General features: G+C 34.4%; 31 protein-coding genes and 2 tRNA genes. 17 read left to right on the forward strand and 16 right to left on the reverse strand.

Annotation, left to right across the window (positions count from 1 at the left end):
* Nucleotides 1-6 precede the first annotated feature (6 nt).
* The 4 genes from SIB53_RS10735 (at nt 7) to SIB53_RS10750 (ending at nt 1,816) form a co-directional block, all read left to right on the forward strand.
* Nucleotides 7-576 (forward strand): pentapeptide repeat-containing protein, encoded by a 570-nt coding sequence (locus SIB53_RS10735; RefSeq protein ID WP_413678170.1) that lies wholly within the window; start codon nt 7-9, stop codon nt 574-576.
* A gap of 462 nt (nt 577-1,038) precedes the next feature.
* Complete coding sequence (locus tag SIB53_RS10740) at nt 1,039-1,227, forward strand: hypothetical protein (RefSeq protein ID WP_413678171.1); 189 nt, start codon at nt 1,039-1,041, stop codon at nt 1,225-1,227.
* Nucleotides 1,228-1,305: 78 nt separating this feature from the next.
* The gene (locus tag SIB53_RS10745) at nt 1,306-1,527 is read left to right on the forward strand and encodes a hypothetical protein (protein ID WP_413678172.1); all 222 of its coding nucleotides are present in this window, start codon (nt 1,306-1,308) and stop codon (nt 1,525-1,527) included.
* A 67-nt stretch (nt 1,528-1,594) separates the two neighbouring features.
* On the forward strand, nt 1,595-1,816 hold the full coding sequence (locus SIB53_RS10750) for a hypothetical protein (protein WP_413678173.1): 222 nt from the start codon (nt 1,595-1,597) through the stop codon (nt 1,814-1,816).
* Nucleotides 1,817-2,022: 206 nt separating this feature from the next.
* Here SIB53_RS10750 and SIB53_RS10755 read toward each other — a convergent pair whose 3' ends face one another.
* The 5 genes from SIB53_RS10755 to SIB53_RS10775 all read right to left on the reverse strand — a co-directional run bounded on the left by SIB53_RS10755 (nt 2,023) and on the right by SIB53_RS10775 (nt 4,867).
* Nucleotides 2,023-2,151, reverse strand: a complete 129-nt coding sequence (locus SIB53_RS10755; RefSeq protein WP_413678174.1) for a hypothetical protein — start codon at nt 2,149-2,151, stop codon at nt 2,023-2,025.
* Between the two features lie 108 nt (nt 2,152-2,259).
* A complete protein-coding gene (locus SIB53_RS10760) occupies nt 2,260-2,550 on the reverse strand; it encodes a hypothetical protein (protein WP_413678175.1) in 291 nt (96 codons plus the stop codon).
* Nucleotides 2,551-2,745: 195 nt separating this feature from the next.
* Entirely contained in the window at nt 2,746-3,858 is a 1,113-nt protein-coding gene (locus SIB53_RS10765; RefSeq protein ID WP_413679158.1) for an AAA family ATPase, read from the reverse strand.
* Nucleotides 3,858-4,139 carry a hypothetical protein gene (locus tag SIB53_RS10770; protein ID WP_413678176.1) on the reverse strand — a complete coding sequence of 94 codons (282 nt, stop codon included), beginning with the start codon at nt 4,137-4,139 and terminating at the stop codon, nt 3,858-3,860. Before SIB53_RS10770 ends, SIB53_RS10765 begins: the two co-directional genes overlap by 1 nt.
* A gap of 654 nt (nt 4,140-4,793) precedes the next feature.
* A tRNA-Pro gene (locus SIB53_RS10775) sits at nt 4,794-4,867 on the reverse strand.
* A 1,017-nt stretch (nt 4,868-5,884) separates the two neighbouring features.
* Between SIB53_RS10775 and SIB53_RS10780 the strand changes: the two genes are divergently transcribed.
* Together SIB53_RS10780 and SIB53_RS10785 are read left to right on the forward strand one after the other, a co-directional pair.
* Nucleotides 5,885-6,148: a hypothetical protein gene (locus tag SIB53_RS10780; protein WP_413678177.1), complete on the forward strand. Its 264-nt coding sequence runs from the start codon at nt 5,885-5,887 to the stop codon at nt 6,146-6,148.
* 540 nt (nt 6,149-6,688) lie between these two features.
* Nucleotides 6,689-7,156, forward strand: a complete 468-nt coding sequence (locus tag SIB53_RS10785) for a hypothetical protein (protein WP_413678178.1) — start codon at nt 6,689-6,691, stop codon at nt 7,154-7,156.
* Between the two features lie 31 nt (nt 7,157-7,187).
* Here SIB53_RS10785 and SIB53_RS10790 read toward each other — a convergent pair whose 3' ends face one another.
* Nucleotides 7,188-7,364, reverse strand: coding sequence for a hypothetical protein (locus tag SIB53_RS10790; protein WP_197049666.1), 177 nt, complete (start codon nt 7,362-7,364; stop codon nt 7,188-7,190).
* Between the two features lie 163 nt (nt 7,365-7,527).
* Here SIB53_RS10790 and SIB53_RS10795 point away from each other — a divergent pair, with 163 nt between their 5' ends.
* From SIB53_RS10795 to SIB53_RS10815, 5 genes are all read left to right on the forward strand, one after another.
* Complete coding sequence (locus SIB53_RS10795; protein ID WP_413678179.1) at nt 7,528-7,821, forward strand: hypothetical protein; 294 nt, start codon at nt 7,528-7,530, stop codon at nt 7,819-7,821.
* A gap of 680 nt (nt 7,822-8,501) precedes the next feature.
* Nucleotides 8,502-8,675 carry a hypothetical protein gene (locus SIB53_RS10800; protein ID WP_413678180.1) on the forward strand — a complete coding sequence of 58 codons (174 nt, stop codon included), beginning with the start codon at nt 8,502-8,504 and terminating at the stop codon, nt 8,673-8,675.
* Between the two features lie 528 nt (nt 8,676-9,203).
* A complete protein-coding gene (locus SIB53_RS10805; RefSeq protein ID WP_413678181.1) occupies nt 9,204-9,476 on the forward strand; it encodes a hypothetical protein in 273 nt (90 codons plus the stop codon).
* 230 nt (nt 9,477-9,706) lie between these two features.
* Nucleotides 9,707-9,961, forward strand: coding sequence for a hypothetical protein (locus tag SIB53_RS10810; RefSeq protein WP_413678182.1), 255 nt, complete (start codon nt 9,707-9,709; stop codon nt 9,959-9,961).
* Between the two features lie 104 nt (nt 9,962-10,065).
* A complete protein-coding gene (locus tag SIB53_RS10815) occupies nt 10,066-10,209 on the forward strand; it encodes a hypothetical protein (protein WP_413678183.1) in 144 nt (47 codons plus the stop codon).
* A gap of 436 nt (nt 10,210-10,645) precedes the next feature.
* On the opposite strand, the gene SIB53_RS10820 is transcribed toward SIB53_RS10815, so the two are convergent.
* The 6 genes from SIB53_RS10820 to SIB53_RS10845 all read right to left on the reverse strand — a co-directional run bounded on the left by SIB53_RS10820 (nt 10,646) and on the right by SIB53_RS10845 (nt 14,124).
* Nucleotides 10,646-12,190 (reverse strand): SulP family inorganic anion transporter, encoded by a 1,545-nt coding sequence (locus tag SIB53_RS10820; RefSeq protein ID WP_413678184.1) that lies wholly within the window; start codon nt 12,188-12,190, stop codon nt 10,646-10,648.
* Nucleotides 12,191-12,269: 79 nt separating this feature from the next.
* Nucleotides 12,270-12,449: a hypothetical protein gene (locus tag SIB53_RS10825; RefSeq protein ID WP_413678185.1), complete on the reverse strand. Its 180-nt coding sequence runs from the start codon at nt 12,447-12,449 to the stop codon at nt 12,270-12,272.
* Nucleotides 12,450-12,563: 114 nt separating this feature from the next.
* A complete protein-coding gene (locus SIB53_RS10830) occupies nt 12,564-12,860 on the reverse strand; it encodes a DUF3303 domain-containing protein (protein ID WP_413678186.1) in 297 nt (98 codons plus the stop codon).
* A 37-nt stretch (nt 12,861-12,897) separates the two neighbouring features.
* A complete protein-coding gene (locus SIB53_RS10835) occupies nt 12,898-13,221 on the reverse strand; it encodes a hypothetical protein (RefSeq protein WP_413678187.1) in 324 nt (107 codons plus the stop codon).
* 439 nt (nt 13,222-13,660) lie between these two features.
* Nucleotides 13,661-13,966, reverse strand: coding sequence for a hypothetical protein (locus SIB53_RS10840; RefSeq protein WP_413678188.1), 306 nt, complete (start codon nt 13,964-13,966; stop codon nt 13,661-13,663).
* A gap of 86 nt (nt 13,967-14,052) precedes the next feature.
* A tRNA-Lys gene (locus SIB53_RS10845) sits at nt 14,053-14,124 on the reverse strand.
* A gap of 213 nt (nt 14,125-14,337) precedes the next feature.
* Here SIB53_RS10845 and trmFO point away from each other — a divergent pair.
* Entirely contained in the window at nt 14,338-15,741 is a 1,404-nt protein-coding gene (gene trmFO, locus SIB53_RS10850) for an FADH(2)-oxidizing methylenetetrahydrofolate--tRNA-(uracil(54)-C(5))-methyltransferase TrmFO (RefSeq protein ID WP_413678189.1), read from the forward strand.
* A gap of 16 nt (nt 15,742-15,757) precedes the next feature.
* Complete coding sequence (gene crtH, locus SIB53_RS10855) at nt 15,758-17,320, forward strand: carotenoid isomerase (RefSeq protein WP_413678190.1); 1,563 nt, start codon at nt 15,758-15,760, stop codon at nt 17,318-17,320.
* A gap of 22 nt (nt 17,321-17,342) precedes the next feature.
* Here the strand turns inward: crtH and SIB53_RS10860 are convergent, their stop codons facing one another.
* Nucleotides 17,343-18,107: a response regulator transcription factor gene (locus tag SIB53_RS10860; protein WP_269610856.1), complete on the reverse strand. Its 765-nt coding sequence runs from the start codon at nt 18,105-18,107 to the stop codon at nt 17,343-17,345.
* An 88-nt stretch (nt 18,108-18,195) separates the two neighbouring features.
* Between SIB53_RS10860 and SIB53_RS10865 the strand changes: the two genes are divergently transcribed.
* Nucleotides 18,196-18,462 (forward strand): DUF6761 family protein, encoded by a 267-nt coding sequence (locus tag SIB53_RS10865; protein ID WP_413678191.1) that lies wholly within the window; start codon nt 18,196-18,198, stop codon nt 18,460-18,462.
* 22 nt (nt 18,463-18,484) lie between these two features.
* Here the strand turns inward: SIB53_RS10865 and grxD are convergent, their stop codons facing one another.
* The 3 genes from grxD to SIB53_RS10880 all read right to left on the reverse strand — a co-directional run bounded on the left by grxD (nt 18,485) and on the right by SIB53_RS10880 (nt 19,809).
* Nucleotides 18,485-18,808 carry a Grx4 family monothiol glutaredoxin gene (grxD, locus tag SIB53_RS10870; protein ID WP_413678192.1) on the reverse strand — a complete coding sequence of 108 codons (324 nt, stop codon included), beginning with the start codon at nt 18,806-18,808 and terminating at the stop codon, nt 18,485-18,487.
* 10 nt (nt 18,809-18,818) lie between these two features.
* Entirely contained in the window at nt 18,819-19,049 is a 231-nt protein-coding gene (locus tag SIB53_RS10875) for a BolA family protein (RefSeq protein WP_413678193.1), read from the reverse strand.
* Nucleotides 19,050-19,128: 79 nt separating this feature from the next.
* Nucleotides 19,129-19,809, reverse strand: a complete 681-nt coding sequence (locus SIB53_RS10880) for a lysophospholipid acyltransferase family protein (RefSeq protein WP_413678194.1) — start codon at nt 19,807-19,809, stop codon at nt 19,129-19,131.
* A 138-nt stretch (nt 19,810-19,947) separates the two neighbouring features.
* Between SIB53_RS10880 and SIB53_RS10885 the strand changes: the two genes are divergently transcribed.
* The 3 genes from SIB53_RS10885 to SIB53_RS10895 are packed head-to-tail and all read left to right on the forward strand — an operon-like array spanning nt 19,948 to nt 24,574.
* Entirely contained in the window at nt 19,948-20,685 is a 738-nt protein-coding gene (locus SIB53_RS10885) for a pyridoxine 5'-phosphate synthase (RefSeq protein ID WP_413678195.1), read from the forward strand.
* A gap of 26 nt (nt 20,686-20,711) precedes the next feature.
* Nucleotides 20,712-24,005, forward strand: a complete 3,294-nt coding sequence (locus SIB53_RS10890; protein WP_413678196.1) for an exodeoxyribonuclease V subunit gamma — start codon at nt 20,712-20,714, stop codon at nt 24,003-24,005.
* Between the two features lie 11 nt (nt 24,006-24,016).
* The gene (locus SIB53_RS10895) at nt 24,017-24,574 is read left to right on the forward strand and encodes a methyltransferase family protein (protein ID WP_413678197.1); all 558 of its coding nucleotides are present in this window, start codon (nt 24,017-24,019) and stop codon (nt 24,572-24,574) included.
* Nucleotides 24,575-24,664 lie beyond the last annotated feature (90 nt).

Consider the following 24,664-nt stretch of genomic DNA (forward strand, 5'->3'; position numbering starts at 1 on the left):
TATCTTATGCGCCGTTTAGCTTTCCTTGCCGCAGCCTCCCTTGCTTTAGGTGTAGCTGTCATTGTTGATCAACCAGCATCTTTTGCTGATCATTTAACACCAAAAAAAAGTAAGATAAAACCAGGTGGCAACTTAACTCATACAAACCTAAATCGTGCCAACCTGAGTGGTAAAGACCTGAGTCGTGCCTATCTGATTGATGCCAGCCTGAGGGATGCCAACCTGAGTGGTGCCAACCTGAAGGGCGCCGACCTGAGTCGTGCCAACCTGAGTGGTGCCAGCCTGAGTAGTGCCGACCTGAGTGGTGCCAACCTGAGGGGTGCCAACCTGAGTCGTGCCAACCTGAGTAATGCCAACCTGAATCGTGCCGACCTGAAGGATGCCAACCTGAGTCGTGCCAAACTAGAACGTGCCGACCTGAGTCGTGCCATCGTGATGGATGCCAACCTGAGTGGTGCCAAACTGAGAGATGTTATTACAACCAATATAGGAGGTTGTCCTGTATCTTTACCAAGCGGATGGGCCTGTGAATGTGAGCGCCGCTTCTGTGAAAGCAATTCACTAATACAACGCTGATTTATATATCTTTAAATTTTTGTCTATAGTTTAAATTAATCTTCTTTATCTAATGAAAAGGCCACTCAATATAAAACTAGCTAAATTCATAAAACTTGAATGGGCACTACTCTTTATTTTCATTATTCTAGAGATTGTAGGTGTTGAAATACCAAAGCTAATATATTGGGTTCTTGTGAACAACGCACTTTTAGTACTTCTTCTAAACCTTGAGAATGGTAAGCGTACTTATTCAGATTTTCTACAACCAAAGCTACTAACTTATATAGTTTGTATTCTCAATGTTTTTATTCTTTATAGAGTCTTATAGGATTTTTTGAATATTAAAATCCCTTAAAACCTTGCCCCTTATTGCTGATATTTAGAACTTTCTTTTAGAAAGATCAACAAAATAAATGTAACTGCCCTCAGTCAATTAATTAGATCGTGGCTAATGTCGATTGATAACTAATATCGTTTCTAATGAAGTCACAATTAACACTTGTTGCAGCAGTATTCTTTGGAGCAATGGGAGGTAGTTTCTTAACCAGAATTATCGAGCCTGCGGAAGCCGAACATCATCTTAAACCTCATTGCCATTTGGTTGGGCGCAAGTACACTGGGGCTACACCAATACATACATTAGAAAAGTTCTGTAATGGACATAGATAAAGAAAAGTTCTGTAATTAGTAAAGTTAATGCTGGCTACCTTTTGAGCTAATGTCGATTGATAACTAATATCGTTTCTAATGAAGTCTCAGCTAACACTTGTTGCAGCAGTATTTTTTGGAGCTATGGGAGGTAGTTTCTTAACCAGAATTATCGAGCCTGCGCTAGCTACTAACTTCCAAAGACTCCAAACTAATTTCGAAGCGCATTGTCACGGTTACTTAGATAGAACGGTGAAAGTCAAAAAAAACCAAGTATATGATCAAACGTCGCCTCCAATGTTTCGCAACTGTCGTCGCTGATTTGATGATCTTTGCAATAGTTTCTAAAAAAAACCAACAAGCCCTATAACTACCACTTAATTATCTTATGCGCCGTTTTTTATTTTTAGCTCTTAGTTTGGGATTACTTTTACCTACTACTGTTAATGCTGAAAACTCTAATTCCAACAAAGGGATGAGATGTCATTGGGATAGTCACTGTAAGTATGGTTCTTGTGGATGTAAGTCGAATAATTGCTCAAATTATTATGCGTGTTCTCAGTCTCCGTATAGACGTGATGATTTTAACCCTTGTCATTGTCTGAAATAAGTTATCGTTGAATAAATAGCTTCCAAGGTACTTTTCAGGAATAATTTCTTGGGGGTCATCCTAAGGCCGACCATTTGTTTAGCGTCAGACCTTCAGATTTTGAGAATAGATACTTGTTGACAGCAAGCAAAAATAAGAGTGTTTAAGGGCTTTTAAGACTGTTTAAGGGTTAACAATTATTGTTTAGCTTCGGTTGATTTTTGAAGTTAATGATCTTTGCATTTTGAACATTCTTTGCAATCCGTACAATCGCAAGGACAAGTACAACCACAACCTGGACAAACTTCTTTTTCACTAGAAACTGAAGTCTCTGCCATAAAATCAGTTAAAGACATAACAATCACTAATTAGATCTTGAAAGTGTAAAGGTAAATTCCTATAAAGTCAAATATAGTGCTAATAAATGATCTTTTTATTGACAGCTTTTGGGAATGGTTATCGTTTTAAGAAATATTTTTAGAGCTTTTTTCGTAATGTCTAGCCCTGATTTTCTGCAAGGATTCCTCCTCTTTAGGGTCAAACATAAACAATTCATGACCACCTCTAAAATTAACTAATGATCGAACTTTCTTGGCAAGAGTGGGACTTTTACCTTTAGAACCCATCCTTAGTAATACCTGTCCTTGGTGCATCTCTACATAGTTATCTAGTAGTCCAGCTTTTAGTAGACGATACAAACTAGCTGGAGAGGCATAGCCCAAATACCAAGCGGCTTCGGTGACATCACATAACATTGGTTCTCAAGGCAATTGGTGGAAATTGTTTGTATGACTTGAATATTTCTGATAAAATATGCAGCTTTGAATATTGATTCTCAAGTTGTTTTAGTTGTGCCTAGATAAAATTTGAGCATCGAATCCCCCCTCCGAGGAAGTCCCAGCAAGGACCCATAAATAAAATATTAAGACGGTGGGTATTAGTAGGAAAAGTCATTCAATTGCATATTCATACTTTGGTCTACCAATATCAACATTAACTTTCTTTCGTTTGACTAGGCCTTCTGAATACATATCAGAAAGATAACGTCTTACTGTTTCTTCTTCGCTTATGGGTGATAGACCTGCAGCAATTGATCTTGGATGACAATAACAACCTGCTTTCTTTAAATAATCAAAAATCCTGTCTCTTAATTTCTTTCGTTCAGTTGGCAATAAATCATTTACGCCTACTTTAACTAAATCAAATGAATAATCTTCTTGATTACCGTCAATTTCCCAAAGTGTATTAATTGTGCAATTTCTTTTACCAAGACAAATCAAACGAAATATATCTTGTTTTTGCGGTACCCTCACTAGACCCCAAAGATCACTAATTGCATTACCAATTGTTGAAAGTCCTGCTACATCATGAGCCGTTATCGTTTGTCTTTCTTTTTTATCTATAGGTTGATTTAAGTGAGTTGTAATAATCCCACTAACTTTAGCTTTTGCAAACATTCTCCCAATCTTATAAAGCTTTCTAGTAAAGCCCGTATCAATTACTTCGCAATTATCAGAGGCAAGACCTTTAGTTGCACTATCGAGAATGATTAAAAAATAAATCCCTTTATCTATCTGTTTTTGCAACCATTTCAGATCAAGAGTTTCTTCAAGCCAGACGACATCACATATCTCACCTGATAAACCCATACGCCTTAACTTCGAATAGGTATCTTCCTCCGGTTCATCACATTGAATCAACAATACCTTTGCTTTTTTTGTTGAAAGTTGGTTCATAAATAAACCACCCTTGCAAACAGCTTCAATCAAACGAAGAAGTAGAGCTGTTTTACCAGCACCTTTTTCCGCAGCCAAAAGGACAACAGCTCCTAGCGCAACAAATTGATCAACCAACCAAATTCTTTTTCCTACTAAGTCCCCCCCTCTTAATGTTTTAATTTGAATTGACTTCTTCCCATTAGGTAATTCATGAAGAGGAGTTGTCAAAGGTCTGCCAAGTTTTCTTTCTTCTGCAAGAAGTTTTTCTTCTTCCTGCCGTTGCCATTCCAATTCCTGTTCCTTTGTATCAAAAATGGGTACGGCCCCAAAATCACGGAAATCCATCACTCAGCCCCCATAGTCGAAAAATCTTCAATTTCGCTCGCTGCTTTTGCCGGAGCATTAGCAATTAATTGAGATTGTTTAATTTGCCATCGTTCAATCGCAATAGGATCCCAACCAACTGGACCTCCTTTGCTTCCACTTATATATATGTATTCAATTCCGGCGGTAAATCTGCCGTCGGCTTTTAACTTTCTGAGTTGCGATGCAGAGATTCCCGTAGAACGAATGGCTTCGTCAATGGTTTTGAATCTTGCGCCTCTTGTTGCTGTTGAGGTTGGCATGGAGCAGGCTCCTTAATAAGCCCTTTTGCCTCCATGAGAGAGACAGTCGCTTTTGGATATATTTCACTCAATTTTTCTTGCTGGTATTCCACCTTTTCACCACGAGATCTCAAGAACCTATTAATAGGATCTCGTTCATGGCGTATTTGTTGAATCTCTTCTACCCAAACTCCAGTTTTTAAATTATCTGGAGTTAAGCCTTTAGGAGTACAAACAGTTTTACCAGCTACACGAACCTCTCTGGCTCGTTTGAGCGCATACTTACGGCTGCGTTTTCCCATGATGGAAAAAAGAAGTGTTCAGTTGCGCTCCCATTTTGCAATTCTTGTTCGAAGAAGAATCCTGCCTAGCAGCGGGCGCAGAGGGGAAATGTTCGACTTTCCCATGCGTGGTGAACTTTTTCACCGCCCTGATAGGGGACCAGAATTAAAATTCTTGGTGGGTGAGAGATACCCTCACACTCTTAGCGATACCTACACACTACATCTGGCGTTTACATTTGTCATATACGGCTAACTCAACACTAGAAAGAGGCGTGCGTAAATTCCCTGAAAAGCTAAAAATTCTCTCTACTACTGGACCTCTTGCACACAATTTGCACACAAATAAATTTCCAATAAAAAAGCAACGGCTGGGAACCGCTGCTATCACTGATCGGGGCGACAGGATTCGAACCTGCGACCTAGTGCTCCCAAAGCACCCGCGCTACCAAGCTGCGCCACGCCCCGTATCTCATTAATCTTAAGGCTTCAAAGGCGCTTAATTACGCGGAATAAAAAATATTTTTAATCAACCTTGTTGAAAAAGCATCATTTAGATTATTTATGTGTTTTAAACTCGTGGGAACTTCGAAGAATAGTTAAGATCAATTTATTCACATTAAACCCTTGACCCCTCATCTAGATCACGCATTTTCAATATTCATTTGGCACTTATTAGTTGGGTACCTACTTACTGTTAGTTGTGATTGGAACTGGATTCCTTTGACTAAAGAAGAAAAAAAAAGAGGTCCATCTCTAGATCAAATTAGAGGTAAAATATTTAGCTGAAAAATCAAAGAATATCAGCAGCTAATTCGAAAGTAAAATGAAATAAAACAGGAGAACTTAAGAATTTTATTTGATGTAAATAAATAAAATCGCTCATCAACTCTTATCCAAGCCTATTCAATTCAGGTTATATCAAATGCAAATAAGTACAGTTAATAAAATATGGCTAGGTCCCGTTAATGCTGGGCAAGAAAGAAAATAGTTTATTATCTTTTAGTACATACGAGTACAAAGTTAATTAGCTCAAAGAATTAACATTGCATTAAGTTTTATCCCATAAGAATGAATGACCTTAATTGAATTTAATACATTTTGCGATGTGGGGTTCAAACGAGAAACATAGGTTTAATAAGAAAAGGAACTTTTTTATGATCAATAGCAGTTTTTTATTTGAATTTAAACTACCTTTTTTCTAAAAAGATTTAGAGGAAATATTATAGGACCTTTAAGATAGATAAAAATGACATATATAATTCCCTTCAATCTTTCACACGAAAAGGATAAAAATCTTTCATAATTTGAGTACATGTCAATCTAGTTGATAAAACTCATACGAAATTTTGCTGAGTTACTGCATGAGATCAAATTACCATCAGCCGAGAAATGCTATCGCCTTGAGGATGGAGATAAAAATACACCAAGAAGTGGATAAAAAACTGAGAAATCTCATGTGAGTTGGAAAAACTTATCGAATGGATGAACGTTGAGTATAAACTTAAGAAAACAGATCTAAATCACGAGGAAAGTCAACTTGCAGAAGAAATTAAAAAAAGATTTCCTGTAGACCAATTGCGTGTTATTAAAATTTTTAGCGATCACCAAAGAAAGTATCGATACTACAAAAATTCAATAGATGACGTAAAAAAACGTACTACTCCTCGCATGAATGAAGAAGCAATTATGACTATATTCAGCCCAGGTCGAGGGTATAAATACCTAGCATGGTATAATTACTCATAAGCGAACAATTATTTAAAGACTCATGATTAAAAAGTACCCATTACTTCCTTTCTTTATTTTTGCTGGAGCTTTAATCAGCACAGCAACAATTGGCTTGCCTGTATTTGCCGGATAATTTGAATATAAATTCAAATTACCTCAGTTCAAAATTCTTTAGCCTTAGAGTTAAATAAAAGAAATATATTACAGCTAAAAATTAGTTTAATTTACAAACTAAAAAATATTAATATGCGAAGAATCAATATAAATGTATTGCTTTTTAACTAAATACTCTTATTTTTCTAAAATTGCTGACCAATAATTGAACAAGAAATAAGAAGAATATAAAAATATTAAAAGGTAAACCCAGTTTAGCCATGCAGGTCTTTTATTACCATTATTCATTGAATTTAATAAATCAACATTCTATATATATAATATACTTACTACATCTCATGTTGACATAAAGCTTCTAAGGCTTAACGTTAATTCTAAAAATTAAAAGTAATTACATAAGAAGGACTATTTATGAAAAGGAAATACAAGTTTCTTGAAAAACACTTGAATGAATTTACCAAAACCTACAAAAGTTTAGATGGTATCAAATGGTCTTTGAATTTTCCAGTTTTTCTCTTTGATAGAGATTGGTTCAGGCTTAAAAAAGTCACCGTCTCTGATTTAGCTAAAGAACTTAAACCAGACAACTCAGAAGAAGCCCCTGAACTAATTCAATATCAACAATTACTCAAGGAAGGTCACGAACATTTACTTGCCATTCAGGAATGTTGGAATGAATTTGGAATAGAAGATTTTCATCGATCCCTTAGAAACTCTTCAGAATCGAAGGCAAAAGGTAATAACGGATGGACTTTTAAAAAATACGTTGAACTCCTAGTTGGATATAGACAAATTATTGAGAATAAAGAAGTTCGCATTCCTATTATTATTCTAGGAAGAACACCAAACGAAGATCACCAACTTGAATGGATAAGCAATGCATTCATTTCTGAACTAACATTCGCAGATTAAAATATGAAAAAACTAATCTCTTCCAAGATTTTCAAGCAATAGTTAAATCATCAGATCTAGTACCCCACTCAGTATCTTCTAGAAGATCAGAATAACAAGAAGCATTTACCAAGTTATATTTCTGAAATTTCCAATCTGAATCTTCAAGGTAATCTGAGTATTCGAATGTTTTGGCAAGAAGAGAAAATTCCTTACTAAAAGGGCACATAAATCTTATGTATTTTTTCAATCATTCACACTACTCAAGGTAAAAGCAACTAAAAATCATAATTCCTAAAGATTTAGATAGAAGAATTAAGTTCCAAGAGATGAAAGAAGTTCAACAAAACATCTTTCATGAGATATTGTATTTACAAAAAATTTAAATAATAATGGGTTCAATCAGAAAAGGGAAAGATGGGGAGTTTGATTTCGACAACCTACCTGAAGGTGTTTATTTCTTTTCAGGTCAAGAGGGATTTGTAAAAATCGAAGTAGATCAAGATGGTCATCAAAAATGGGATCTTCATAATTGGTTCGACTCCTTAGACCCAGACAAAAACGATGTTCAACATCAAAAAACAATTGAAGACATCAAAAGAAGACTAAATGCAGATACAGGAATGATTAATCCACCTGAAAATTTAGCAAAAAGAATCTTCACTAATCCTTTTAAAAATAAGTGAACTAAAAAAACTTATTTAAAAAATAAAAAAATTTGATTTGATGCGAATCCAACTAGAGAATATCTTAATAAAGTACACCATGCATATAAATAAACACATTCATAGTCTGACTTAGAAATTTCTTCACCTTTTAGCTTCAACAAAAGATTAAATCGATAATTGGAATTATTTTTAAAAGTGAAAACAACACATAATGATAATAACAGCAGTAAATTTTTGTTTACCAATAAAATGAAAGCAACAATAAAAGAAATATTTGATATAAAGTCAAAAAAAGGAATAAATGTAGCAGGTAAAACAAACAAATTAGATAAAATATAAACGACTCTGCTTTGATTAATCCAAGGAAACATCTTTAAATAATATTATAAATATTTATATTTTTAGCAAACAATCACAAAAATAGCAATTGTTAAATCAAAATTTATTATAAATCAAAAATTACAAATGATAAATCTAATCAAAAGCAGTTTAGATTTTTAGCATAAAAGGAATCCAATGGAACAGCCAAATTAAGACTGCAATAATCTGACGTGAATTTATATATATTTTTTGTCATATTGTTAAATATGATTTCCAAGAAGTTATCATTAAATAAATAGACATAAAAAATGAGATTAGTTCTTCTCCTTTCTATATTTATATTAGCTCTTTTCTTCATTGGGAAAAAGATATTTTATTTGGCAAAAAGGAATCTTATAAAAAATCAAGCAGCATGGTCTGGTAAAGATATAGCAATTAAATATAGCAACTCAAAAGAAATTTCAGAATCAAAAGGAATTGATAACTATTTAAAAATAATTGCTGATGAATCAAAAGTCTATTTAGAAAACCAGTCTAAGGAAGAGGAATAATGAAACAAAGACAAATCAAAATAGCAAAAAGAAGAAAGCCAGAAATTGAATAAATATAATCAATTCACACCTACAATTAGAATGATCTTATCCATTTAACAAAAATGCACTATCAATTATTTTTAATCAATAATATATATTTTCTATTAGTAAAGACTACTATACTAGATATGACTATAAACAATCCACTTTTTATTTTTGCAGTAATAACAGTAATTTGGTTTATCCCAGGAATTATAATTAGACGGTATAATGAACTAAAGCAGATAAAGAAAAAGGAAAAAAATCAAGCTGATGCAATTAAAAAACTATATCCTAAGTCCAAAGATTGATCGGATAAATATTTATAGATATATTTAAATTAATAAACCTATCAAGAATTGATATATAAAAATCAATTTACACACAAAGTTACTTTAAAAATAGTACTAACTGTTACTTCAACTTCACAACAATTCATCAAATTAATACCTTTTTGTATTAGTAGTAGTATTTTAGATACAATAAGTTAGTGCTAAAAACAGTTTTATGATAAAGAAACTGGGGCAATATGGTGGCTATTTACTAAGTGGAATATTGATAGCATGGCTAATAAATCCAATAGCAGCGCTAGCATTCCTTGAGATTTTTTTAAAAATGAGCTTATTAATATTTATTCCCATCGGCGGAGCTTATATCCTAGATAAAATTATACTTTTAAAATATCAAAAGGCATGGAACATCCTTTTACCAGCTTGGATGATAATTAGTATCTATTTTACTTTTAAGCTAATTAAATTAATAGAAAGACTTGTTAATTAAACATTTAAGGATTTTAAGTAAAGTATGTATAAAAAAAAATTTTTTTACGAATTTTTGTTCTTTAAAGGGTTCAGTCCTTTATTAATTCATTTGCTAATCAATTCAAAAAGCACACAAATCAAGACCTAATCATATGCTTGTCCAAGCTACTCAGCATTTCTAGAAGTTAAAATATCCAGCCTTATCGAAAAAATTAATGCTTTATGGATAATGATTAATACAGTTGATACATGAACAACATGGTGCTCCCTTTTATAACTGCAATATTTTTCCCTGATTATGGTTACCAAGGGATCCCTTGGGATTTATATTTACTTCATTTCTTCTTCTTTGCGATTGTGATTCCATTTCATGTAATCATTTTTGCTGCTCGCAGTGCTCAGAAGGTAAAGCCTGACGGAGTAAAGGACTGGCTCAAGTGGGAAACCAATGCTAGTCAAGACGAATTAGCTACAAGATTTCCAAACAATTTCCCTACTGCTTAACTCTCGCTAAAGCCTTTTAAAAATGTCTGAATTTATCAAGGTGCTACAACTTCATTAAATTTGGGCAATTTTAGGTTTATATATATACCTGCATCTAAAAAAAAATGCTTCATTTGCCATTCTTAACCTTTGCTTTGGGAGGAGGAAGCCTCTCAGCGACAATTGTCGGTATTGTATCCCTTGTTCTTTTTGGACTAGTTGGTGTAATTGCTGGTCCTAATCTATCTAAATTTGATTCTGAAGCTTAGGAAGATAGCTATTAGACAAAGCTCTCTATTAGCCAAATTTCCTAACTAACAAATATTTTAGATTTTCATAAATCTATCTAGGGAATCAAACTTTTATCAAAAGATCTAAATTCATCAGGTTTTATAGACCTTGATGGATTTAGATTTTTTTTATCTCATTAAAATTACAAAAAAATATCAACTTCCAAGGCTAAAGACATTACAAATTTCTATAAAGGATAGAATTTGCATCAATCGACAAGACAGAATATACATAAGCAAAACTTATAGGTTCTATGATCATACGATATGAGGCTTGATTAGTTGCGGCTCTGGCTTATACATTCATTTGTATAAAATTTACAAAGTTTAGACAAATGGAAATGAACCCTTATAAACCTTTCATACAAGCTCTTAAAAAGATTTGCAGAAATTTCAAATAAAATTTTAGGCGTTTTTAATGTGCAGATTTAAACTCTCCACCTCTTCCTCCAGCCTCAGATGCTTGTCCTATTCGAGAAAATAAATTCAAGCTTTCATCATTTAAATTAATCACTTCAACCTCAGAACCCCCTAATTTTATTTTCCTAATCACCTGGTCAAGAACAGTTACACCACTTTGATCCCATATATGAGCTTCAGCCATATCGATTGTGACTTTTTGAGGATGTTCGTGAAGTTCAAACCCTTGCCTAAAGTAAATACTACTAACAAAAAATAATTGACCTTTAACTTTATAAACTCTGTGATCTTCACCATTTAAGGAAGACTCAACCTTAATAACTTTTGCAACCTTTCTGCTAAATAATATTGCGGCAAGCCCCACGCCTGCAAGGAGACCTAGAGCAAGATTATGAGTAATAACAGTTACAAATACAGTTAAAATCATAACTGAACTATCACTTCTAGGGATACGGCGTATATCTTTTACTGACATCCAATTAGCAGTATTAATTGCAATCATTATCATTACACCAACCAGTGTTGCCATTGGGATTTGATTCACCCAATCTTTAGCAGCAAGAATCATTCCTATTAAACAAACCCCTGAACTTAATGTTGAAAGTCGGGTTCTTCCCCCATAGCCCACATTCATAACCGATTGTCCAACCAAAGCACATCCAGCCATACCTCCAAAAAGAGAACTAACAATATTTCCTATACCTTGACCTCTAGCCTCAACATTTTTATTTGTACTTTTATCAGTCATATCATCAAGAATATCTTGAGTGAGAAATGTCTCCATAAGACCTACCAAAGAGATTGCCAAAGCTGTTGGGAGAATCAAACCAAGAGTTTCAAAATTAAATGGAACTTTTGGAAAGCCAAAGCCAGGCAATCCATTTGGAAGAATTCCTAAGTTAGACACAGTTGGAACATTTAATTTAAATCCAATAGAAATTGCAGTACATATAAAAATTGCAACCAATGCTGAAGGCAAAATCTTGGTAATTTTTGGTAGCAAATAAATAATCAATAACGTTAATATGGTTAATCCCCAAACTGCAGGTAATTGTATTGCAGTAACTACTTTCGAAGAATGCGCCAAGTCAATTCCCAAATGTGGCAATTGCGCAAGGAAGATCAATATAGCCAAACCATTAACAAATCCATCCATAACAGGTTGAGGTACAAATCTCATCTGATGTGCAAGTCTTAGATAACCCCAAGCGATCTGAAGGACTCCAGTAAGCAATCCAGCAGCCAAAAGATATTGAAGACCAAGACCAGGACTAATATTTTCTCCTTGTTGAACAATACCAGTCATCAAAAGAGCTGTTGAACCAGTTACCGAGGTAATCATGGCCATCCTGCCCCCAAATATTGCGAGGGTTACAGAAAGCAAAAAAGCACCAAACAATCCAACTCTTGGATCAACGCCTGCAATTCCAGAAAAAGCTATCGCTTCTGGAATCATTGCGAATGCAACCACAAGACCGGCAAGAACATCTCTAGAGGGCGAGACAATTCTCTCGTTTGCTAATAAATTGTTCAATTTCAAAACTACTCTTCTACCATCCTGCCTTATTAGATAAGAGAATTCAGATTAGTAAGAAGATCTTCTTACTAATCTGAATAAATCAATCAGATTCCTCTTTCTTTTCAATAAATGAATCCATCAATTTTTTGTATTCATTCTCTCTTGAGCTTTTTGCAAAGCCAACAATAAAAACGATCGATGAAACTCCTATTAAGGCTAGTATTGTCGGACTAAGACCCATTTCACTAGCAGTCAAAGCAAAGAAAAAATAAGCTATCATTAAATAACATCTAATTTTATAAGACTAAATGGAACAACACTATCTTCAAGGTTTTTTTAGACAGAAGTTTATTCTTTATAAAAATTAAATCTAAGAAATACAGAAAAATTATATCTATTTTTCTTTTATTAAACTAACAAACTCCTCAGTAGTTAAGGCAGGTTTATACTCCCAAGTCATTCCATATTTATCTCTCCAAGATCCAAAAACCTTAAATAAAATTGATGCACTTGCAGCTCTACAAATAATCACTCCTGTGCCGTCTTGCGGAGTATGAGCCCATGCAATTCTCTCATAGCCATCAATAAGGTCCTCAGATTTTCCACTTTCGACATAATCTACAAATGCCTCGGATGAATAGTTTTGATCATCAGATGATTCAAATTTCCAAGTAACTATATAAAGCTGCATTTTTTATTTTTATAGGGGTTTATATTCTATCTGAGAATTATTTTTTATTTCTAAAACCAGGCTCAAATTGCCTTCGTGCTGCCTGAGTTCTTAGGATTAGCTGCCTTCCAGAACTAGATATTGTAAACCTTAATGCTTTGCCAGACTTAAACATGGCTTCACCAATTGCCTTTGTTCTAGATAATTCAATTTGGTATGCACGACTAACCGCTCTCTCAGCATCAACATTTGCTAACTTTGCCTGCTGAGCTAAACGTTTGGTTTTTGATTTAGGGATTACTGAAAGTTCGCTTTCAGGTTCTGCCCACCTCCATAGCCAATTAGAATTGGATTTTGTAATTGAAGAAGATTTCTTAACCATACCCCCATTTCCATAAGACGAAGAGGCATTTTTTACCTCTTAAAGACCCTAACCGCTTCAGGTAAAAAAAAAGGATTGGGAGTGCAAAAAAAAATGAAAGTTAAAAAAGTGCTTCAGAATACAAAAATTAAAGAATAAATTATTTTAAACCTAGTAATCTTTTGTAATTCATATAATTAAAAGAATTAATGAAATCAAAAATAGTGATTAATAAGTATAGAAGTAAGTCAATTAAATAAAATTTTTATCTTTTATTTAATGATTAAAATCTAAAAGGAAGGTCCATTAAAGCCCAAATATACAAAGATATATTAAGTGCAATGGCAGCACCTACTGAGAGTTCTTTCATGCAAAAATAAATTACTACTTTTTTAATTCAGCAATAAAATTTCTTTTGAGAAAGTATTTATACTCTCATCAACACATTAATCCTTAACCTTTAAAGAGTTTCAGGAAGGAAAAGAAGACCTGATCTGCAATCATCAAGAAGTTCTTTAATTTTAGTTAATTTTGAATCCATCACTTGGTCAGCCTTAACAGATATCCAAATAGGTTTTATCAATTCATTGTTGGGACCAAGTCTTACCCGCGCTCCAAACCAATTTGCATGCGAAGGTATTGAGGCTCTGCATTTTGTCTCATTAATAGTTAAATCAACCTTCCTCTCGATAAGCCAATCTTCAACGAAAATCAAATTAGTAAAACCATTTAACCCAGCATTTACTGATGTAAAACTAAAAATCAAAATGGTCCAAAAAAAATAATTTTTCAAAAAATCAGACGGAAGTGGTATTCACGTCAAGTTATCTAGAAATAGTCTTAAGTAAAACATGGGTCGCCTGAGATTCGAACTCAGGACCAGCCGGTTAAAAGCCGGATGCTCTACCACTGAGCTAGCGACCCCCAATAAACCATTTTAATGGTCCAATATGAAAAATATCACGTTGTCGAAGCATTAATGGCCTTAATGTTCCTTTTTGAGGACTAAAAAACAATTTATAGATATTTTTTTCCCTTCCTCATTGATTTTTTAAATACTTTTGAAGTCTTAATAAATAGTTGAGGGACATGAGAATATTATTTAATTAAGCTTAAAAAAAAGAAAACCACGACAGTTTGACAGAAAATCCATCAGTAACCGTAATAGGCGCTGGTCTCGCAGGCTCAGAAGCAGCATGGCAAATAGCAAGTGCTGGAGTCAAAGTAACTCTCTTTGAAATGCGCCCAAAGAAAAAATCTCCAGCCCATCACTCACCCGAATTCGCTGAACTTGTTTGTAGCAATAGCTTTGGAGCGCTTAGTAGTGATAGAGCAGCGGGACTTTTACAAGAAGAGTTGAGAAATTTAAAATCTATTGTCATCGCAAAAGCTGATCAACACTCTGTTCCTGCAGGAGGAGCACTTGCAGTAGACAGAAGTCAATTTAGCCTATCAATCACAAATGAACTTACCTCTCATCCCCTAATAACAATCATTAGGGATGAATGTCCATGCCTACCAAATGCTCAACAAATTACAATTCTGGCCACAGGTCCTTTAACAAGCGAATCGCTAGCTGAAGACATCAAAAAATTCACAGGAGAAAGTGAATGTCATTTTTTTGATGCTGCAAGTCCAATAATTACTGGGGAAAGCATTGATTTTTCAATAGCATTTCGTGCAAGTAGATACGACAAAGGCGATGCTGATTACGTTAATTGCCCAATGAATGAAGAGTCATATTTAAAATTTCACTCTGCGTTAATCAAAGCTGAACAAGCTGAATTAAAAAATTTTGAAAAAGAATCAGCTCTTTTTTTTGAAGGGTGCCTTCCTATAGAAGAGCTTGCGAAAAGAGGTCTAGAGACTATGCGTTTTGGCCCATTAAAGCCAATAGGTCTCTGGGATCCAAGATGGGGCAATGTAAACGACAAAAGCCTCCGAAGGCTTAAAAGAGCTCATGCTGTCGTTCAATTAAGACAAGAGGATAAAGCAGGTCAACTATGGAATCTCGTTGGTTTTCAAACAAATTTAAAATGGGGCGAGCAAAAACGTGTATTCAGAATGATTCCTGGCTTGTCAAATGCAGAATTTATTCGTTTGGGAGTAATGCATAGAAATACTTTTCTTGAATCTCCAAAGCTATTAGAGCCAACACTTCAGTTTATAAAAAGAAAAACATTATTCGCTGCTGGACAGCTCACTGGTACAGAAGGGTATGCTGCGGCTATCGCTGGAGGCTGGTTGGCAGGAACTAACGCAGCCTTGTTAGCAAAGGGATTAAATACAATTTCTTTGCCATCGTCTACCATGATTGGGGCATTGACAAACTTTGTCAGTAATAGTCAAGCAAGCTTACGAGTTCAAAATAAAAAAAACTTTCAACCTATGCCAGCTAATTTCGGATTACTACCTGAACTCAAAAATAGAGTTCACAACAAACGTGAAAGATACAAAGAATATAGAGATAGGGCATTGAGTCAAATAAAAAAGTTAAGAGAAACATTATTAGATAAAAACTCTAGTCAACAGTTCATTTAAAAATTTCTTTTACATCATGACTCAATTAACAAATAAAACTAAAACTTCTTGCGACTGGGATTCGATAGTTATTGGTTCCGGTCTTGGTGGATTAGTGACTGCAAGTCAACTAGCAAGCAAAGGTGCAAAAGTTCTTGTGCTGGAACAATACAAAATTCCTGGTGGAAGTGGTGGTTCATTTAAAAGAAAAGGATTTACTTTTGATGTTGGAGCATCTATGATTTTTGGATTTGGTAAAAAGGGGTACACCAATTTATTAACACGAGCTCTCAAAGATGTTGGACAAGAATGTGAAACGATTCCTGACCCAACACAATTGGCATATCATCTACCTAATCATTTAGAAATTACAGTTGATAGAGATTATAAAAAATTCATTACCAAGCTAATTGATTTATTTCCCCATGAAGAGCAAGGAATAAATCATTTCTACGAAACATGTTGGGATGTATTTAATTGTCTGAATTCGATGCCCTTACTTTCAATAGAGGATCCCGGATATCTCATGAAAGTTTTTTTTAAATCACCCTTATCATGCCTAGGACTCGCCAGATGGTTACCAATTAATGCTGGAGATGTTGCCAGACGATATATCAAAGATCCTGCTCTTTTAAAATTTATTGACATTGAATGTTTTTGCTGGTCAGTAATGCCCGCTGACTTAACACCTATGATAAATGCGGGAATGGTCTTTTCTGATAGACACTATGGAGGTATTAACTATCCAAAAGGAGGTGTTGGAATAATTGCTGAGAAACTAGTAAAAGGAATTGAAAATTTCAAGGGAGAAATAAGATATAAAGCTAAAGTTAAAAAAATAATTTTTGAAAACAGAAAGGCAATAGGAGTTTCACTAGATAATGGTGAAGAATTATTTGGTAAAACAATAGTCTCTAATGCCACAAGATGGGATACATTTGGTGGCCAAGGAATCAATGATCCACTTGTGGAACCAGATAGAACCCCAACAGCCGAGACAAAATGGAAAAACAGATACATCCCTTCTCCTTCATTTTTATCCCTTCATTTGGGAGTAAGGAAAGACTCAATCCCTTCAAACACACATTGCCATCACTTGCTTCTCGATACATGGGAAGAAATGGAACATGAACAAGGAGTAACTTTTCTCTCAATCCCAACTCTATTAGATCCATCATTAGCACCTTCAGATAGCCATATTGTTCATGCCTTTACTCCTTCTTCGATGGATTGTTGGGAGGGATTAAGCAACAAAGAATATCTTGACAAGAAAAGAGAAGATGGAGATAAACTTATATCTAAATTAGAAAAATTATTTCCAAACCTTAGTCAAAATGTTTTACACAAAGAGATAGGTAGTCCAAGAACACATAAAAGATTTCTTGCTAGAAATAAAGGCAGTTACGGGCCAATTCCTTCTATGAGATTACCTGGTCTTCTTCCAATGCCATTTAATACTACAAAGATAAAAGGACTCTATTGTGTTGGTGATTCTTCTTTCCCTGGTCAAGGATTAAATGCAGTGGCCTTTAGCGGTTATGCCTGTGCTCACAAAATAGGAGCAAAGCTTGGGATAAACAAATGGGAACTTCCAGAATAAATTATCTAATACCTACAAAAAGCTATGAAGGCAGGTTATCAAGACTAAACCTATAACCTTGCTGGCGAACAGTTGTAATTCCTCCTCCATCACCTAGACCTGCTTGTTCAAGTTTTCTTCTAAGGGTTAAAACCTGCGTATCAACAGATCGAGGACCACCACTAAATGGAGGCCAAGCCATTCGAAGTAACTCATGGCGGCTTCTTACCATTCCAGGTGGCATCAAAAGGGCACACAACAAAGCAAATTCCCTTGGACTTAATTCGACAGGTTTTTCTCGCAAGGTGACCTGCCTGAGGAGAAGGTGAACCTCAAGCGGGCCAACAGCAACACGCTCCTGTAAACCAATTCTTCCTCTTTTAAGTAAAGTCCTGCATCTAGCAGCTAATTCTTCTAGTCCAAAAGGTTTCCTTAACACATCATCAGCCCCATCATCTAAAAGTCCTACTACGGGTTCAACTCCTGTTCTTGCTGTTAGCACAATCACTGAACAGCCCAACTGCTGAGCTAGTCGAAGGGCTGAACTTTTTTCCAATATCTCTGCACTAACCAATAAATCTGGGGATTGATCCCGACAAAGATCAACGGCCTCCTCAGCAGAACCTACTGCTGCGGCAAGCTGTCCATCTTGTCTAAGCCTCTGAACCAAAACAGTTCTGAGAGTTGGATGTGGTTCTACAACAAGCACCTTTGAAGGTGATTGAGTAGTTGCTTGAATAGGAGAAGAACCTGAGGAGGATCCTTGAATTTGCTCAGTAGCAAGCTGATCTGCAGGTATTAATGTCACAAGTCGGAAATGTAGACCCTTAGACTAGAGAAGATATTAAAGCAAACTGTTCGCTGACTAACAAGAATAGTCTGTGTCTTAGCAAACCATGACATCTTTTGATACTCCAGAAGCAATAAAACACTTCCAATCAATTTGTGATGCCTGTCAGGAACTAACAAGTCGATACCACAGTCCTTCTGAGCTTAGAATCTATGCAGATGGATATTTGCATTCCCTAAGGAATTGCAAGAGATTAGGCTCAAGGGATCAAGAGAAGTTAGAAGCATTAATTGATAGATGGATAATGGATCCATCAAGCTTTATTGGTCCTGATGGCGATATTAATAACCTCTTTTTTCAAAAAGAAGCCTAGATTTAATCAAAAAAGTAACAAGTTATGAAGCTAGTGCGATTTCTAATTTTTCTTTCAATTCCCCAGAGTTATACATGCTTATCAATATATCGGAGCCTCCAATAAATTCACCCTTTACATAAACTTGAGGTATTGTTGGCCAATTTGAAAATTCCTTAATGCCTTCTCGAATTTCCATATCTGAAAGGACATCAAAAGTATCAAAGCTCATTCCCAATGAATTAAGAATTTGAACAACATTATTGGAAAAACCACATTGTGGCATCAACTTATTACCCTTCATGAAAACAAATATTGGTTTTGATTTAATTAAGAGTTCAATTTTTGAACGAGTTGTGGAATCCATATCTGAAAAGTTATCGAGGAGTTGAGGTTTTCAAGGCCAAAGCATGAATTGTTTCTGTTTTCAATTCATTTTTTAAAGCACCATAAACAAGTTGATGTTGTTGTACAAGAGATAAGCCAGAGAATTCTTCAGATACAACATTGACTTCAAGATGATCGCCACCGCCCATATCTTTTACATCAATTTGAGCATCGGGAAGTGATTGCTTAATTAAAAGAGTAACTTCTTTGGGTGTAATCATTTTCAAATAAGGAATTGAAGTGAATTTGGAGGAAACAAATTCAATGGGAGTGCTAAAGAATCAACTAAGATAAATCATATTATCTTCTACCAACAGCTAACAAAGCCAATTGTTCAGCACTTCTCATACTTTTTGAAAGTTCAATATTAAAGTCATTAGTAGATTGCTTAAAATCACTCGAAATAGTTAATGGTTTAGAAAAACAAATTGATGCCGATCCATAAAACTTCGGAATAACATCACTATAGGCCAAACCTACTGGAACTATTTTAATTTCCAAGCCTTTGTTAGAGGCTAGTTGAGCTAAGCGAATCAAGCCTTTTTTCAGTTTTACAGGCTCGCTAAATCGATTTATCTTTCCTTCTGGGAATACAACTAATTGCTGACTTGAAATCAATAAATCCACTGCATATCTAAGAGTAGTTAGAGAAGGTCTTCCTTGATCGATGGGGAAACAACCCAACCTATTTAAGAACCAACCTTGTAACCCTCTCATCTCTGATCGGGTGACCATATATCTACAATCTCTATTTGTAATCCTTCTTCCAGCAGCCATAGTCAACATCAAAGCATCCCACCTAGATCTATGAGTGGGAGCAAGTACAACAGAACCACTTAAAGGTAAATTTTCTCCACCAATAACTATTCTTCTTCTAAAAAAATTGTTCAAGGCAAAATCTTGCGTAGCAACCATAGCTAATTGACTCCAAAAAGGATCAACTCCTAAGCATATTTTTTTTTCTCTATGAAGAAGGGTCAAAAATTCCCTCTTTAAAAAACTATGTAATGAAGTTAACTCCGTAAGCTTTATTATTAATGGTCAGACTGGGCAGTTACTACAGCGGCTAAACCTTATTTTGCTTTTGATGAATACAATCAAAGTATATCTTAAATACTTATGGCAAGTCTTGGCGTAAACATTGATCACATAGCAAATGTCCGAGAAGCTCGAAAGACATTTGAACCTGATCCAGTAAAAATGGTTCTTTTAGCGGAATTAGGTGGTGCTGACGGTATAACAGTTCATCTAAGAGAAGATAGAAGGCATATTCAAGATAGAGATCTAAATCTTCTAAAAGAGACTGTGCATACTCGACTAAATCTGGAAATGGCTGCAACTGAAGAAATGACTTCAATAGCACTTAATCTCAAGCCAGATATGGTTACATTAGTTCCTGAGAAAAGAGAAGAAGTCACTACAGAAGGAGGACTCGATGTCATTAAACAAAAAAGCAAATTAAAGAAAATAATCCAACGTCTTTCTGATGAGGATATTCCAGTTAGTCTTTTTGTTGATCCAATCCAATCTCAATTAGAAAATTGTGCTGAAATAAATGCCGCTTGGATTGAACTGCACACAGGTAAATATGCAATCACAAAAAACAAGGAAAGAGGTTTAGAGTTATCCATTCTTAAAGAGAACACAGCTAAAGCAAAATCCTATGGATTGAGAGTAAACGCAGGTCATGGATTGACATATCAAAACGTTGAACCGATTGCAGCTATTAAAGGGATTGAAGAATTAAATATTGGCCATACAATTATTTCTAGAGCCCTTTCAGTAGGTCTATCTCAGGCAGTAAAAGAAATGAAAAGCCTAATTATCAATCCAAGAAAAGATAACTTCTTACTTTAAAAATATCTTTAAATCGCATTTGACTCTTGCTAACAATTTATCGAAGTAATAAAGCTGAATGGTTAGCAGAGATACTAGGACAGGAACTCCGATTAAATCCTCCTGAAATAACTGAAGAAGTTAATGTTGTCGTAAGTACATGGCCATCAAGCAGATGGCTAAGTGAAAAACTTTCAATTATTAATAATATCAATGCATTAGTTAAATACCCTTTCCCTGGTACATATTTGAAAAGCTTAGTTAAGAGAATTATTGGTATTGATCCTAATGAAAGAGATCCATGGGAAAAGAATCATCTTGTTTGGAATATTTTAGAGTTATTGCCAGAATTAATCAAAGAGGAAGATGCACAGGTAATTCGATCCTGGCTAAAAATAAGCGAGAAAGAAAATGAGCAAATTAATCTAAATTTATGGGATCTAGCAAACAATATTGCAGAAACATTTGATGATTACATACTTTATAGACCAGGAATTATCAAGCAATGGTTAAGCAAGAAAACGAAGAAGAATTCTACAGAGATTAATGTTAATAAAAATATACTTTGGCAAGAAATATTATTTAATTTATTATATAAAAAGATAAACAAAGATCCCTTCTGTATACAAGTCGAAAAAGCTATTGAACTTTTAAAGAAAGATGATATTTCTAAACTAGATTATCCAAAAAATTTATACATCTATGGACTTAGTAGTCTGGCACCATTGCAAATAGATTTAATTCAAGCATTTTCAAAAGTAATAAATATAAAAATTTATCTAATTTCCCCTTGCAATGATCTTTGGCAAAGATGTGAAGCAAGAAGACTGCAATTTAGAAACACATGGAAAACTCCTCCCGACAGGCAATGGTTACTAGAATCTCCAAGACTTGAGGCCTTCCTTGGACGGATGGGGGCTGAATTCCAACAGTTATTAGAAGGGAGTGGTGAATATCAATTGGGAGATAGAAATGAGGAAGATATTTTTTCTCTTACAGCAGATATCGCGACTAATAAAGGGAACAAACCAAATTTATTAGAACAACTACAACAAGAATTGTTGTCCACAAAAAGTGAAAATATATTAACTAAAGAAAAATCTGACAAGTCACTCCTTTTCCTTAAATCTCCAGGGAAGTATCGACAAGTGGAATTGATACGGGATCATATATTACAGCTCTTAAGCAATGACAAGGAAATACAGCCAAGAGACATTTTAATAATGACACCACAAGTTGATAGCTATGCACCAATAATTACCTCAGTGTTTAATAATATAGATCACAATACTACACAGCTACCCTGGGTAATCACAGATAAAAGTCAAGAAGATAAAGTAGGTTTAATACATTTTGTGTTAAATCTTTTAGAGGTATCTGCATCTCGTCTAACCGCATCAATTCTTGAAAACTTAATAACTAATCCAGCATTACGAACGCAACAGAATATAAGTATTGACGAGGTGAGTGACATAATCAAAAACCTTCAATCCGCTGGCTTTACTTGGGGACTTGATTCCTCAGAAAGATTTGGGGAAGAAACTCATAGCCTATGTTGGTGTCTAGAAAGGTTTCTACTTGGTCTTGTTTTACCAGAAAATCCAATTAATGGAATAAGCAATATCTCCCCTTATTCCGAGAATATTTCAAGTACAGAGTTTATAAAAGCTTGGGGTATACTTTCAAAACTTTGCAATTATGTCGATGCGATTCGCAGTAAACGTTCATGTAAAGAATGGATAAAACTTATAACATCGCTCGTAAAGGATTTATTTGGAGATGGTGGAGAATGGGCATGGGAAGAGCAACAACTACTAACTATTGTTAATAATTGGGGTCTCATAATAGATAATTGTGAACTAGAAATTGATTGTCTAGTAGTCAAAGACATTATCACCAAAGCATTAAGTTCTACAAATGGCAAATTTGGTCATAGGACAGGAAAAATTACGATCAGTGCCTTAGAACCAATGAGAGCAATCCCTCATAAAATCATCATTATCATGGGACTAGAAAGTAGAACTTTTCCAAGAATAGAGAATAGAAGAAGTTTTAATCTCCTAGAAAGAAAAAGAGAGCTTGGAGATCCAAACCAATATGATAAAGACCGCTATTCATTGTTAGAAGCTTTAATCTCAACTCGTCAAAATCTTTTGGTTTCTTGGAATTCAAAAGATGAAAAGACAGGAGAAGATCTAGAACCTCCAAGCCCTGTTCAACAATGGCTGAATTACTTAAAAATTAAATTAGGAGCCAATACCTTTCAAGAGATTCTCATTGAGCCACCAGCAAATCCTCTTGATCATTTCAACTTTATAAAAACCGAAAATCCACAAATCATGAGTTGTGACAGGAAGAATCTAGAAGCTAGAGAATGGCTTGAAAAAGCAATCCCGACTAAAAATATCTCACTAGCATTACCGCTAAAGTGGAAAGAAATAAACGTAAGCGAATTAAAATCTTATTCCTTCGAGAAAACCAAAGAATGGTTACTCAATCCACAAACAACATGGTTAAAAGAGCACGAAATCCAATCAAGAGAATTTGTCAATCTTATTGAAGACAATGATTTTCTCGAGCTTTCAGAATTTGAAAGATATAAACTTCTCAAACATCGACTGGAAAGTAGTGATCTCTTAAATATTAACGATATAAAAAACAACTCAAACTACTGGAAAGAGAACTATTCTGGCAAAGGTGTTTTCCCTCCAAAAGGGGCTGGATTAATAGAGGAGGATCTTCTTCAGGAGCGATGGAATAGTTTAATATCCGCAATATACGCTACAGGTCAAATCACGAAAAGGAGTATTGAGATGCAAGAGTTAGAGGGTGAATTTTACTTTGGAGGGAAGAATTTAATACAGATTGAAGTTGGAAGTTTAAAATATAAAACTCTTATGAATGGATGGCTAAATCATTTATATTTATCTGCAAATAGTTCATTTAATTATAAAACACTGATAATTTCTAAAAAAACAGATTATAGAAAAAAAATTCAATTTGAAGTAAACAAGGAGATTTTACCAATCAATAAAAAAGAAGCAAAAAAATATTTAAGACAAATACATCAATTAGCAACCGCAGGAAGAAATAATTGTTGGCCCATACCTCCAGAAAGTGGCCTAGATTATGCCTTCGCTACAAAAGATAATAATAAGAATGAGCAAGATTTATTTCAAAAGAAATGGGAAGGTGATTTATATATGCAAGGAGAAAGAGAGGCTCTAGCAATGGAACTTTGTTTTGGCAAAAAATGCAATGCCTCTACTTTTTTAGACTTTGAATCATTTAAAGATGTATTGATGAGTCTCTATGAACCAATCCTAAAAAACACCAACTAACTAGCAACAAAATGAAGCTTAAAAGCAATCTCTTTAAGGATATTATAACTCTCTTTTCAAAATGGGGATTTAGTAAGCAGGGACTGTTTACTAATTCAAAAGGAGAGTGGTATTTATTTTCTCAAATATTTTTAATTCTCCTACATTTAATCCCTCCCTACCCAGAAATAAAGCAAATGCCATATTCAATAAATACTTTTTTTATAATTATTGGATCAGCAATTTCAATTATAGGTCTATTCATTGTCATTAAAGCATTTATAGATTTAGGAGAGAATCTAACACCGCTACCTTATCCAATGAATGAATCGAGTCTGATAAAAAATAATTCATATCAAAATGTTCGGCACCCCATTTATAAGGGATTATTATATATTTCATTAGGAATATGTATTTTTTCATTGAGTCTAATACATCTATATCTACTCATATCATTAGCTTACATTTTAAAAATAAAAGCCTTAAAGGAAGAAGAAAGGTTAAAAATTAAATTTCCTGAATACAAAAAATATATCAAAGAAGTACCAGCTATTATAAAAAAAATAAAATATTTAGACTGGAGATCCTAAATGTTAATTATAAGAAATTTAAAAGGTCAATATCAAAGAATAATAGAAAGCGAAAGGCTTAGTTATTTTTTTATTATAATAGCTATGAAA

Source organism: Prochlorococcus sp. MIT 0916 (genome assembly GCF_047305155.1).
Taxonomy (GTDB): domain Bacteria; phylum Cyanobacteriota; class Cyanobacteriia; order PCC-6307; family Cyanobiaceae; genus Prochlorococcus_B.

Excerpts from the sequence above, each read along its gene's own strand:
- SIB53_RS10735 (WP_413678170.1), top strand. The coding sequence starts at position 7 with ATGCGCCGTTTAGCTTTCCTTGCCGCAGCCTCCCTTGCTTTAGGTGTA.
- SIB53_RS10740 (WP_413678171.1), top strand. The coding sequence starts at position 1,039 with ATGAAGTCACAATTAACACTTGTTGCAGCAGTATTCTTTGGAGCAATG.
- SIB53_RS10745 (WP_413678172.1), top strand. The coding sequence starts at position 1,306 with ATGAAGTCTCAGCTAACACTTGTTGCAGCAGTATTTTTTGGAGCTATG.
- SIB53_RS10750 (WP_413678173.1), top strand. The coding sequence starts at position 1,595 with ATGCGCCGTTTTTTATTTTTAGCTCTTAGTTTGGGATTACTTTTACCT.
- SIB53_RS10755 (WP_413678174.1), bottom strand. The coding sequence starts at position 2,151 with ATGTCTTTAACTGATTTTATGGCAGAGACTTCAGTTTCTAGTGAAAAA.
- SIB53_RS10760 (WP_413678175.1), bottom strand. The coding sequence starts at position 2,550 with ATGTTATGTGATGTCACCGAAGCCGCTTGGTATTTGGGCTATGCCTCT.
- SIB53_RS10765 (WP_413679158.1), bottom strand. The coding sequence starts at position 3,858 with ATGGATTTCCGTGATTTTGGGGCCGTACCCATTTTTGATACAAAGGAA.
- SIB53_RS10770 (WP_413678176.1), bottom strand. The coding sequence starts at position 4,139 with ATGCCAACCTCAACAGCAACAAGAGGCGCAAGATTCAAAACCATTGAC.
- SIB53_RS10780 (WP_413678177.1), top strand. The coding sequence starts at position 5,885 with ATGAACGTTGAGTATAAACTTAAGAAAACAGATCTAAATCACGAGGAA.
- SIB53_RS10790 (WP_197049666.1), bottom strand. The coding sequence starts at position 7,364 with ATGTGCCCTTTTAGTAAGGAATTTTCTCTTCTTGCCAAAACATTCGAA.
- SIB53_RS10795 (WP_413678179.1), top strand. The coding sequence starts at position 7,528 with ATGGGTTCAATCAGAAAAGGGAAAGATGGGGAGTTTGATTTCGACAAC.
- SIB53_RS10805 (WP_413678181.1), top strand. The coding sequence starts at position 9,204 with ATGATAAAGAAACTGGGGCAATATGGTGGCTATTTACTAAGTGGAATA.
- SIB53_RS10810 (WP_413678182.1), top strand. The coding sequence starts at position 9,707 with ATGAACAACATGGTGCTCCCTTTTATAACTGCAATATTTTTCCCTGAT.
- SIB53_RS10815 (WP_413678183.1), top strand. The coding sequence starts at position 10,066 with ATGCTTCATTTGCCATTCTTAACCTTTGCTTTGGGAGGAGGAAGCCTC.
- SIB53_RS10825 (WP_413678185.1), bottom strand. The coding sequence starts at position 12,449 with ATGATAGCTTATTTTTTCTTTGCTTTGACTGCTAGTGAAATGGGTCTT.
- SIB53_RS10830 (WP_413678186.1), bottom strand. The coding sequence starts at position 12,860 with ATGCAGCTTTATATAGTTACTTGGAAATTTGAATCATCTGATGATCAA.
- SIB53_RS10835 (WP_413678187.1), bottom strand. The coding sequence starts at position 13,221 with ATGGTTAAGAAATCTTCTTCAATTACAAAATCCAATTCTAATTGGCTA.
- crtH (WP_413678190.1), top strand. The coding sequence starts at position 15,758 with ATGACTCAATTAACAAATAAAACTAAAACTTCTTGCGACTGGGATTCG.
- SIB53_RS10865 (WP_413678191.1), top strand. The coding sequence starts at position 18,196 with ATGACATCTTTTGATACTCCAGAAGCAATAAAACACTTCCAATCAATT.
- grxD (WP_413678192.1), bottom strand. The coding sequence starts at position 18,808 with ATGGATTCCACAACTCGTTCAAAAATTGAACTCTTAATTAAATCAAAA.
- SIB53_RS10875 (WP_413678193.1), bottom strand. The coding sequence starts at position 19,049 with ATGATTACACCCAAAGAAGTTACTCTTTTAATTAAGCAATCACTTCCC.
- SIB53_RS10885 (WP_413678195.1), top strand. The coding sequence starts at position 19,948 with ATGGCAAGTCTTGGCGTAAACATTGATCACATAGCAAATGTCCGAGAA.
- SIB53_RS10895 (WP_413678197.1), top strand. The coding sequence starts at position 24,017 with ATGAAGCTTAAAAGCAATCTCTTTAAGGATATTATAACTCTCTTTTCA.